The sequence below is a fragment of the Flectobacillus roseus genome (assembly GCF_030056595.1).
Taxonomy (GTDB): domain Bacteria; phylum Bacteroidota; class Bacteroidia; order Cytophagales; family Spirosomataceae; genus Flectobacillus; species Flectobacillus roseus.
Window position 1 is genome coordinate 12,763 of record NZ_JASHIF010000014.1, and the last position, 11,730, is coordinate 24,492.

7 protein-coding genes and 1 tRNA gene are annotated in these 11,730 nt (G+C 36.9%); 2 read left to right on the top strand and 6 right to left on the bottom strand.

Annotated features, from left to right (window positions below; translation table 11 throughout):
• Positions 1-467 precede the first annotated feature (467 nt).
• Together QM524_RS16470 and QM524_RS16475 are read left to right on the top strand one after the other, a co-directional pair.
• Positions 468-2,864, top strand: coding sequence for a T9SS type A sorting domain-containing protein (locus QM524_RS16470; protein ID WP_283345416.1), 2,397 nt, complete (start codon positions 468-470; stop codon positions 2,862-2,864).
• Between the two features lie 85 nt (positions 2,865-2,949).
• Positions 2,950-3,984, top strand: coding sequence for a WD40/YVTN/BNR-like repeat-containing protein (locus QM524_RS16475; protein WP_283345417.1), 1,035 nt, complete (start codon positions 2,950-2,952; stop codon positions 3,982-3,984).
• Positions 3,985-4,079: 95 nt separating this feature from the next.
• Here the strand turns inward: QM524_RS16475 and QM524_RS16480 are convergent, their stop codons facing one another.
• From QM524_RS16480 to QM524_RS16505, 6 genes are all read right to left on the bottom strand, one after another.
• A complete protein-coding gene (locus QM524_RS16480; RefSeq protein WP_283345418.1) occupies positions 4,080-4,997 on the bottom strand; it encodes a DMT family transporter in 918 nt (305 codons plus the stop codon).
• Between the two features lie 238 nt (positions 4,998-5,235).
• Entirely contained in the window at positions 5,236-6,558 is a 1,323-nt protein-coding gene (gene der, locus QM524_RS16485; protein ID WP_095160706.1) for a ribosome biogenesis GTPase Der, read from the bottom strand.
• 209 nt (positions 6,559-6,767) lie between these two features.
• Complete coding sequence (gene era, locus QM524_RS16490; RefSeq protein WP_095160705.1) at positions 6,768-7,673, bottom strand: GTPase Era; 906 nt, start codon at positions 7,671-7,673, stop codon at positions 6,768-6,770.
• A gap of 209 nt (positions 7,674-7,882) precedes the next feature.
• A tRNA-Met gene (locus tag QM524_RS16495) sits at positions 7,883-7,955 on the bottom strand.
• A 261-nt stretch (positions 7,956-8,216) separates the two neighbouring features.
• Positions 8,217-8,927 carry an ABC transporter ATP-binding protein gene (locus tag QM524_RS16500; protein WP_166549750.1) on the bottom strand — a complete coding sequence of 237 codons (711 nt, stop codon included), beginning with the start codon at positions 8,925-8,927 and terminating at the stop codon, positions 8,217-8,219.
• An 89-nt stretch (positions 8,928-9,016) separates the two neighbouring features.
• Complete coding sequence (locus QM524_RS16505) at positions 9,017-11,461, bottom strand: tetratricopeptide repeat protein (protein WP_283345419.1); 2,445 nt, start codon at positions 11,459-11,461, stop codon at positions 9,017-9,019.
• Positions 11,462-11,730: the final 269 nt, after the last annotated feature.

The following is an 11,730-nucleotide window of genomic DNA, read 5'->3' on the forward strand; positions in this document are numbered from 1 at the left end:
GCTAATCGAAAAATTAAACTATTAAATGTTGATTATTTCTTATATGTTTGTCGAAAATTCGATATATTTCGAAAGCCAATCTAATGCATTGCGCCTAAGAGCTAAGTAAAAATCAAAAAAAGAAGCCGATTATTATTTCAATAAAATCTTAAATATTTCATAATCAACTTAAAAGCATTGTTTAAAGGGTTGAGATACTTTTTATGCAATAAGTTGATAATTTTGTAGTCTTAGACAATAGAGAAAGTTTGAAGGAAAACTTCTTGAAAAAGAAGAAAATAGGCATTATACCGTTTAAAAAGTTTACCCTTTTTTCTATGGTATATCATTAGTCATCCCTTAAATTTACTTAGTGTTTAACTATTTAATTGCAACTTTGCGAATATTCAAACACTACTCATTTGAATTTGATTCGCACGCAATGAGTAATCTTAACCTAATATCGTTTCTTAAATACTTGTTAACTTATGAGCACCCTTACTCGCAACAGTTTTTTAGCTTTAGCATTATTAGTGGTAGGTTCTGTGACCTCATGGGCTAAGCCATTGACAGAAGGCGGAGTCTTGTCCAATAAGAAGCCAAAAGCATTGGTGGAAGCAGCGCCTGTTGCTCCATATGCAACTTACAAGGTACTCAAATGTGGGTACGAGCTTAGTCCAAGTGATGAAGGTCTCTATGTAGGCTTAATTGCGGAGAACTGTAACTCAGGAACCGTTCACTGGTACAATAGCTCTAATAACTCAGAAATTGGTACAGGTGCATACCTTGAAAATCGTATTACTTCCAATACTAGTTATTATGCTAAGTGCGAAGAAAGTTCTGTTTACAGCTTACCTTCTGCTCCAGTAAATATTCCTTATGCTAAGATTCCTCCAAGACCACAAGTTTATTCTGTTAACACAGGAAGTTTCTCTTATTACGAAACATGCCAGAATCAGGCTAAGGAGCCAGTACGTTTAGCATCAACTGTAACAGACCCTAGTTTTGACTACGTTTGGGACAGAGACGGAATGAACGGGGTAACTTCAGCAAACACTAAAGGACAAGGTACTCCTAGATTGGAAATCGACTTAACTGGTAGATATTCCGTGAGGGCAATTTCAAGAAATTGTCCAACTCCTGCTGGTGTTCAATACTCAAGCAACAATATTTTTGTATTGTTTATCGAAATTCAAAAGCAACCAGTTATCACAGGGGACTCATTGTTCTGTCAGGGTAAAGTTGTGTCTCTGAAATCTGACAGTGCCACACACGTTGCTTACTACAAATGGTATGTAAACGGTGTTTACCAAGACTCGTTAGGAAATAAAAGCTCAATTAAATTTAATAAAACAGCGAAAATTCAAGTACAAACGATTGAAAATCGTCAGGCTTGTTATTCAAAGTTGTCAAATCCGATTAGCTTAAAAGCTCTAAACGTTCCTGCAAAACCTGTTATTACTCCTTCTAAGAAAAACGCAGGTATTTGTAATGGTGATACGTTGACTTTGACATCAAGCTTAGGCTTCAAGTACAAGTGGAACACAGGTGCAACAACTGCTAGCTTGAAAGGTATCAATGCTGTTGGTAAATATGCTGTTCAAGTAATCGATACAAGTGGTTGTGTATCTCCAACATCAGATACTACAATTGTTAAAGTATATGCTATTCCTGCAAAACCTACGATTTCTTCTGATGGTCCATTAGCGTTTTGTGATGGTTTTAGTGTGAATTTAACATCTTCAACTCAAAGCAAATATATTTGGAGTTCTGGTGAAGTAACTAAATCTATCAAGGTAACAAAGGCAGGTTCTTATACAGTGGCTGTTCGTGATACTAACAGTTGTTTGTCTCCAACTTCAGATGTAGTTCGTGTAACAGTATATGCTTTACCTGCTAAACCAACAATTACAGTTAAAGGTGATGGATTGGTTAAGGTTTGTGCTGATAGAAGTATTGTGCTAGAGTCATCAGTACTAGCTTCAGGTGAAACAACAAGATTCAGATGGACAACTAATGATACAACTCGCTCGGTGACTGTTAAAGTAACTACTAAAGCTGCTGTTAGAGTAGTTGATCCTAGAGGTTGTGTATCTCCATTATCAGATACTATAGCAGTGACAGTATTGCCACTTCCTCCAGCTCCAGTGGTTACAGCTGAGGGTGCAATTACTTTCTGCTCAAGAGACGTTACTGATTATACAAAAGAAAATAGCGTAAGATTAACAGCTTCTAGTTCAAACGACGTTACATGGAATACTGGTTTGGTTAGTAAAGTTCTTGACGCAGTAAAATTATCAGGACAGTATTCAGCAACAGCAAAAGATGCTAACGGTTGTGTATCTGCTCGCTCAAATGTAATTACTGTTACAGTTAAAGAAAGCCCTAGTGCTTCGGCTGCAAGTATTGTAAAAGATGGCGCGTTTACTGTGAAAGCTACTAACTTCCCAGATGGTACAGATTATCAGTGGAAATATGGTTCTGAAGTATTAACATTTACGACAGAAAGCATCAAAGCTAATCGTTATGGAGATTACTCAGCTCGTAGAAAGGTAGTTTACTCGGTGCCTGCTCCATTAAATACTTTGGTTTGTTATACTGATTACTCTAAAGCTTATACATTCAAAGAAGAGCCAGAGTTGAAAGGTCTAGCAATTTATCCAAACCCAAGTAATGGTCTTGTTACAGTAGAGACATTAGAAAACTATAATAAAGTAACTTTCTCTATCTATGATATGATTGGTCGTTTAATCTACACAGGCTCAATTCCAACAATTACTGGAAAAGCTGTAGTAGACCTTAGAAACCAACCTGAAGGACCTTATTTGTTCCGTTTCCAAGCAGATGGCTTCGAATTAACAAAACGTATTGTTATCAATAGATAATAAAAATATTTTCTGAAAAGCCCCGTCATTCTTACTATGATGGGGCTTTTCTTTTTATAAATGATTTCATTATTCAACAAGCTCTATGAAAAATTTATTCATTACTTTTCTATTATTTTCTTTTTTCAGCCTGTCATCAAAGGCACAATGGTTGCGCCAGAATATCAATACCACAGCGAGTTTTAGAACCGTTCATGCTCTTTCCGATAAAAATGTATGGATTAGTGGGAGTAAGGGTACTGTGCTAAGAACTATTGATGGAGGACAAAATTGGCAGGTAATTAATGTTCCTAATGCAGAGAAATTAGATTTTAGAGATATTTATGCATTTAATGAAAAAGAGGCAATTATTGTAAGTGCAGGAGAAGCCTCAGAAGGCGCTGCGAAGATTTATCGCACTGATGACGCAGGACAAACTTGGAATTTAGTCTTCCAAACAGAAGATAAGGGTGTTTTTTTTGATGGTATAGACTTTTGGGATAAAAATACGGGGCTAGTTTTTTCAGATCCCGTGGCAGGGCACTGGTTTTTACTCAAAACCAAGGATGCAGGCAAGACCTGGGAAAGATTAATTCCAACGGCTTTACCAGCCAATAAAGGTACAGAGGCAGCATTTGCAGCTTCGGGTACAAGTATGATTACTGTAGGTAAAAAACAGGCTTATATATGTACTGGAGGAGCTGAGTCTGCACGAGTATTTAGAACTTTAAACCAAGGACAAACATGGGAGGCAATTGATACTCCTGTGCCTGCAGGTAAAGCATCAGGTTTGTTCGGAATGAAATTTTGGGATAACCAGCATGGTGTGGCTGTAGGCGGCGACTATTTGGAAGTGGAAAAAGACTTACCCAATGTATTGGTTACTGCAGATGCTGGAAAAACCTGGCAATTGAAGGCTAATACCAATCCTGCTGGCTTGAAAGAAGGAGTCGGTATATGGCAAAAGAAAATCATTATTGCTGTTGGTCCATCAGGCACAAGCTATTCGAAAGACTTTGGGAAAAGTTGGATTATGATTGATAAAACTCCATTTCATGCTATCAGTATTGTTGGAAATAGCGTGTGGGCAGTAGGAGGAAAAGGGACAGTAGCGCGCTTGAATACAGATTTTTTAAAGTAGACTAGTAAAATTAGACAAGATAAAGGAACAAAGTAGAGAGCTTCAGCTTTGATAGATTTGAGCGCTGCTACTTTGTTCCTTTATTTTTTAAGTGCTTATTTTCCTTTTACAGAAATCATCAATACTCCTATTAAGACTATTATCGTGCCTCCTATTTGCCAAATACTAATCGGCTCGTTAAGAAATACATTTGCCATGATAATCGTGGCAACAGGGCCAATACTCCCAATAATAGAAGCATTTCCTGAGCCTATTTTCTTAATGCCATCCGAAATCATAAACGATGGAATCACGGTAGTGAACAAAGCCATCACAAAAGAAAGTAAATAAGCTTCTTTTGGATAGGAGAACAAACTTGCATGATTCGTTAAAAAGAAATGTCCCATCACAATCACTGTCGAAATCAACATGGCATAACAAGTGAATCGCAAAGAACCTATTTTGGGAATCATTTCGCCACTGCCAATTAAGTATAAAGCATAAGTAAAGGCACTCAGAAATACTAAAAATGAACCTAATAATAGATCCTTCTGCATCCCAATTTTGAGGTCAGGAATAAAGGAAAAAAATACTCCAAGATATGTCACAACTAGTGCTAAATATTGAATTTTAGTAATTTTCTTTTTCAAAAAAATCGCTGAAACAATAACGACAATAGTTGGATACAAGAACAGAATTAATCTCTCAACACTAGCTGTTACATAGTTTAGTCCCCAAAAATCGAATAGAGCTGCCAAATAATATCCAACAATACCAATCAAAACCATTGTTAGCCATTCTTTGTTACTGAGCGTTGGCTTTGTAGTATCTTTTATGTTTTTGAATACCAGAATACCTATATAAAATGGTGCCGAAAAAAGCATTCTTAGAGCAAGTAGTGAAATGGTATCTACATGATAATGTAGATAGTTATATCGTACCAACACGGCTTTTCCAGCGAAGGCTACTGCTCCTACAAAGACAAGAATAACTCCTGCAAAATAACTAGACTTGTGGATTGATTTTGTTTTCATCGAGTTTGAGGGCTTTGTGCGATAAGAGATTTGGTTAATTATGGAAGAAAGACTCTTACGCTTATCGCAAAACAAAAAAGAGCCTTCCTTATGCAGAAAGACTCTTTTGAGTAGTACCTTTTACCCATGACAAACCTTCCTACAACAGAAAACTGTTGAGCCAGAGTGTCGAGATAATAGTACGATTGATATTCATATTTATTAAAGGAGCAATCATTTTTAGCTGATTGGCAATTCCTTATTTTTTTCTAAAGAATAATTGAATTGGTACACCAGTGAAGTCAAAGTGCTCACGCATTTTGTTTTCTAAGTATCGTTCATAACTTTCTCTGATATACTGAGGCAAGTTACAAAATAATACAAAAGATGGTGCTTTTGTTGGTAATTGAGTCAAATATTTAATTTTGATATACTTCCCTTTCCATGCTGGAGGAGGGTAGTTTTCAATAACCTGCAACATCACTTCATTCAACTTAGAAGTAGGAATACGTTTTGTTTTGTTTTCGTAAACCTCCAATACCTTTTCAACCGCTTGGAAAATACGCACTTTATCTTTTACCGAAGTAAAAATCATTGGCATATAGTTGAGCGGAGCCATACGTTGACGGATTGCATCTTCAAGACGTTTTGAAGTCATTGAATCTTTTTCCACCAAATCCCACTTATTGATCATCAACACAATTCCTTTTTTCGCACGGTGTGCCATCGAAATAATGTTCATATCCTGCGCTTGTAAGCCAGTAAGAGGGTCGATTGTAGTAGCATCGATTACAACAACTGCAACATCACATTCTTCCATGGCTTTCAGTGAACGAAGAATAGAGTAGTATTCTAAGTTATCATCGATTTTTGCCTTACGACGAATACCTGCGGTATCTGTAATGATAAACTCTTTTCCGTATAAAGTATAGTGATTGTCGATGGCATCGCGTGTTGTACCTGCGATATCAGTTACAATACTTCTTTGCTTACCTAATAGAGCATTCAAGAAAGAAGATTTTCCTACGTTTGGTTTCCCTAAAATAGCGATCTTAGGAATATCTTGATGTGGGTTTTCGATACCTTCTTCTGGGAAATGACTTACAATCCCATCAAGCAAATCTCCTGTACCCGAACCGTTTTCTGCCGAGATAGCAAATGGTTCACCTAAACCTAATTCATAAAATTCAGCAGCCATTAGACCTTTTTCGAAGGTATCAGCTTTGTTGGCTGCAACATATACAGGCTTCTTTGAACGACGTAGGACATTAGCAAAGTCTTTGTCTAAGTCGGTAATACCTGTGTGACAATCTACCACAAATAATAACACATCTGCTTCGTCGATAGCCAATTCTACTTGTTCACGAATAGCACCCTCAAATGTGTCTTCTGACCCATGCACGTATCCACCTGTATCAATAACTGTGAAGTATTTACCTGTCCACTCGCCAAAGCCGTAGTGACGGTCACGAGTTACACCAGATACGTTGTCCATAATCGCCTTTTTTTGTTCGATAAGGCGGTTGAATAATGTAGATTTACCCACGTTTGGGCGACCTACAATCGCTAAAATATTTGACATTTTGTTGGTTGTTTGAGCTGTTTCTCCAATTCATCCTATCAAGCTTGTCATTGCAAGAAGGTGGTTAGAAATGGAGCACCTCTGGTTGATAATAAATGTATGACTCGACGGTCATTAAAACCCTATGTGATGAATAACTCTTGACAACACATGATTGATGGTCTCAAGTTGTTCTCATAATAGGAGAGTAGCACGACTGTTTCTACTCATTAATCTTGGCTATAGCCAAACTGCTTGAGTTTTTGTGCTTTCGAACGCCACTCTGGTTCGACTTTCACAAATTGTTCTAAGAACACTTTTTTACCAAAGAATTTCTCTAGTTCTTCACGAGCTTGAATTCCTACTTTTTTAATGGATTCGCCTTTGTGACCAATAATAATGGCACGTTGGGTTACACGCTCTACGTAGATTTCTGACGAAATTCTGATAATATTATCTTCCTCTTTGAAAGCTGTAATAGCTACCTCACAAGAATAGGGGATCTCTTTTTTGTAGTTTTTGAAAATTTTCTCACGAATAATTTCCGAAGCAAAGAAACGCTCAGGTTTGTCTGTCAGTTCATCCTTTTCAAAATACGGAGGATGATTTGGAAGACTGTTTACGATGGTGTCGAAAATAGAGCCAATATTCTTTTGTCCTAGTGCTGAGATTGGAATAATTGCCTGTGTTGGGAAACGTTCACGCCAGTGAGCGATTTTTTCTTGCACTTGTTCTTCTGTAGCTAAGTCAATTTTATTGATTAACAAAAGCACAGGAACATGATTGATGCGTGCTAATTTGTTGATTACATCATCTTCGTCATATTTTTCGAAAATATCCGTAACAAACAAAATAATGTCTGCATCTTCTAAAGAGCTATGCACAAAACTCATCATGGATTTGTGAAGCTCGTATTTAGGCAAAATAATGCCTGGAGTGTCAGAATAAACTAATTGAAAATCTACACCATTGTGTTGCCCATTCAAAATCCCCATAATACGATGGCGAGTAGTTTGAGCTTTGGAAGTGATGATAGATAGACGCTCACCTACCAAAACATTCATTAAGGTAGATTTTCCTACGTTGGGTTTGCCAATAATACTGACAAAGCCAGCTTTGTGATTGATTTGTTCCATGAACTAGTCCACGATTACCCTTGCCATGTTAATGGAGTCCCGTACAAGATAAGAAAACTCTATCTAGGATTCTTCTAGTATTCCCTAAAAATGAGTGTTTTGATGATGCTCGGGAGTTACCGTATCGGGCGATACAGCTCCCTTTGGAATGACAATGATAAATTATTAAAAAATAAAAAGACGAGCTATTTCAGCTCGTCTTTGCCTTGTAGCAGGAGCAGGACTCGAACCTGCGACCTTTGGGTTATGAGCCCAACGAGCTACCTACTGCTCCATCCTGCGGTGTTGTTGTGTTTGTTACTGGGTTGCAAAATTAGGGAGTTGGAATATGAAAAGCAAATTATTGAGAAAGAAATTTTTAAAATTTTTAAAAATAATTTTTAATTGCCTGTATTTCAGTGTGTTGAAAATGTAAAATTTTTTAAAGAATATGATATCCATATCTCTATATTTCATAAAAGTCAAAAAAGTAGGCTTCCTTGAAAACCTACTTTTTTAACTTTTATATAAATGTATATCATGAAAATGAGTAAAGATCAGTTTTTAGAACATCCCTTTTGCCTTGCGTACATCTGGGTTTATCTTGTCACTTTCTACTAAGCCATCTCTCAAACGCAAAATTCGGTGCGCGTATTGAGCAATATCATCTTCGTGAGTTACCATTACAATCGTATTGCCTTTTGAGTGTAATTGGTCAAACAAGTCCATGATTTCGTAAGAGGTTTTACTATCAAGGTTACCTGTTGGCTCATCGGCAAGTAGGATAGAAGGGTCGTTTACCAAGGCTCTGGCAATAGCCACACGCTGGCGCTGACCACCTGAAAGCTCATTAGGTTTGTGACCAGCACGGTTTTCTAAACCAACTCCTTTGAGAGCGAGCATGGCCTTTTCGATACGGTCGGCTTTGGAATAACCTGCATAAATTAATGGCAGAGCTACATTTTCCAATGAAGACTGACGAGGCAATAGGTTAAAGGTTTGAAATACGAAACCGATTTCTTTATTACGAACTGTTGCCAAAGCATCATCGCTCATTTTACTCACATCTTGTTCATTCAAAATATATTGTCCCGAAGTAGGTGTGTCCAAACAGCCAACAATGTTCATTAGGGTAGATTTACCCGAACCCGAAGGTCCCATAAATGCCACATATTCACCTTTGTTGACAGAAATAGAAATCGATTTGAGTGCGTCGATTACCTCTTCGCCCATGATATAGCGCTTTGAAATATTGGTAGTTTCAATAATTTTCATGAATGTTTGAATGGTTAAAGTGAAAGTAAACTTCCTCAGCAATAGGCAAAAGGAGACTTGAGCTTTTTTCCTAAAACAAACATACTTATTTATTGAAAACCTGCACTTTGTTTTTCGATAAGAGCGATTTTAGCTTGATATTGAGGCAGAAAACGCTGATAATCGGTAGGGAAGCGTTTTTGAAGATCTATCAAAGCATCTTTGGCATAAGGTTCCATTCCGATAGTAAGACATTGCAATATATACATTTGCCAAATGGCAGGATTATCTTTTCTCCATTTCAAGGCATTGTTTAGCATTCGGTGTGCTTCTTCTGGTTTTTTATTATTGTTATAAAAAGCACTTACTTTTTCCAAGACCTTTTCATTGAGAGGATGCTGATATATGGCCAATTGAGCTGCTTTAGCATCTACAATATTTTCGGAAAAATTGTCGCTGGTACTCTCTTTTTTAACCAATGTGTTTAACAACACTTGGTAGTATTGCGCTTTGTTAGAACTGGTATCTGAGCTTGCCCAAGCTTGTAATTGTTCAAAAGTAAGTTGCTTATCTCCCTTATAGAATTGTTGCATAGCATGGGCAAATTCTAAGTCTTCTGAATATTGGTCATTTTCGGCTTTTTGAGCGAAGTCACGTAAAGGAATTGCTGTACCTAGATTTTTCTGAAATAAAGCCGCATTATAAATCCATGCAAACGTAGATACATCTAAGGCTTTTTGTTGGTTTGCTGAAATCTCAACCACTTCAGACTGCGCTTGCGTACTAAGCTTTAGCGCAAGTGCATTTGCCTGATAACTTGGGTAATCAAGTGCTTTGAGCTGTTGAATATATTCTTTTTGAGTAGTCAGTTTTCCATTTTTTGCCCAAAATGCTACCAAATTACTGGCGGTAATGGGGGAGTTGCTCGAAAACTCTTGAGCTTTTTCTAAGTAAATTAAACTTGAATCTAGTTGCTTAGCTTTGTTGTAGAGATAGGCTAAATTAGTGAGAATTTCAGTGTTTTTAGGAAAATGCTTGCTGGCTTCTTTGAGGGTAAACAAAGCATCAAAAAAACGATCACGATCAGAGAATGAGCGCGCAAGACCTTCGTAGGCATATGGAGAAGGATTTTTAGCTAAAGCTCTTTTAAAATAGACTGCGGCAGTCTCATTATCGTTTTGTAAAAGTGCCAAACTGGCTAAAGCATAATTGGTTTTATGGTTACGAAATTCAGCTCCAATGGCTTGTTTATAGGCTACTTCGGCAAAACGATAATCGTGGTTTGCTACCTGATGGTCTCCCAATGAATTATAATACGAGGCCACTGCTTGATTGAGTGTGTAGAAGGATTTCATCGAAAATAATGCCACCAAGATAATCAACGCCATGATGCGAAATACGTAAATTGGTAGACTCAATGGCTTGTATAGTACCTTCGAAACAGATAGCCCTTGTTGAAATAATCCATAAAAATTGGAAAGTACATACAAGAAAAATAGGATCCCCATAACTAAGTTCGAGTATATGATAATATCTTCCCAAACCTCAATCATTGGGTCATTTGCGGTGGCAAAAGCATAAAAAATTCCCGATGTACTCAAAATTGCTAAACCAATATATATCAATGTTGTAGCGAACTCGTGGTTGAGTACTTTGGCGGCTAAAATCATACGGTCTGTGATACTCCAAATACCCAATATTATGGACAATCCGAATAACAAAAATGGATTAAGATAGAGCATATCCCAATCAATTACTTTGTTGTTATGTAGAAAAACCAGTAAGATATTAAACCAGTAAATCAGTGTTAGCACTACAAAATTGAGTAAATTTTGAGAGCCTTGAGCACGCGTACTGATAAATACAAACCATTTGGGTATTTCGTATGCCATCCCAAAGATAAAAAGTGCGCCTAGGATAAAAACTTGTGGAATGAGTTGAGTAGAAAAATGGGTAATTGCACTTAAGTAAGAAGACATCTTTATGGTAATACTTCCAACAATTAGCCAATAGACCAGAAAAGTCGAAAATCTTAATACCGTAGACGTATCACGTTTGAAGGCATGAAAAAAGTAGCTCAAGCCTGCAAAACCAATAATTATACAGAATCCTACCCAATTTCCTGTACGGTTGAGAAACAAATCCCATTGCAAGGTCATAAGTAAAAAGACACTTATACCTGTAAAAATGAGATACCAAGTACGAGAAATGAAGGTAATTCCGGTATAAATGAGCGACAATGCGATAATAGCTAAAATAGTAAAAATCCAAGAAGCTTCGATGTTGATACGCATCGTTGAAGCCAGAAATTGTTCACGAATTATATATGCTTTGCTTGGAATATGCAACATTCCATCAGCACTTTGGGCAGGATCAAGACTGATGGTGATGTCGTCGAGTTCGCTTAGAATATCCCAATGAATGACATTTTCTAGATAATTGACATAGTAATAGCCCAAACCGACCAAGCTAGTTAGTAGGAGAACGAGTGCAGAAAGAAAAAGCCACTGTGTATTTTTTTGCCAATGTTTCCAAAAAGCGAAAGAATGATTCATGAATTTGAGGGAATAAGATGATACTAAACCACTACTGGTCGAATTTGTAGCGCAATAATACAACGAAATCTTTAGAACGTATACCTGAAAAATTAAGCTATTTAGTCAAATTCAATAAACGAGTAAGTTGAATTTGAATTGTTTGTTGAATTTTTTTTTGGGAAAATTTCGAAAAAAAATCTCATTTCGAAAAGATGAAAATTTGCACTAATTTTTTTTGTCAAATTCTGAAAAAAACGGATAATCTAAAACAAATAGATTTTTTTTGG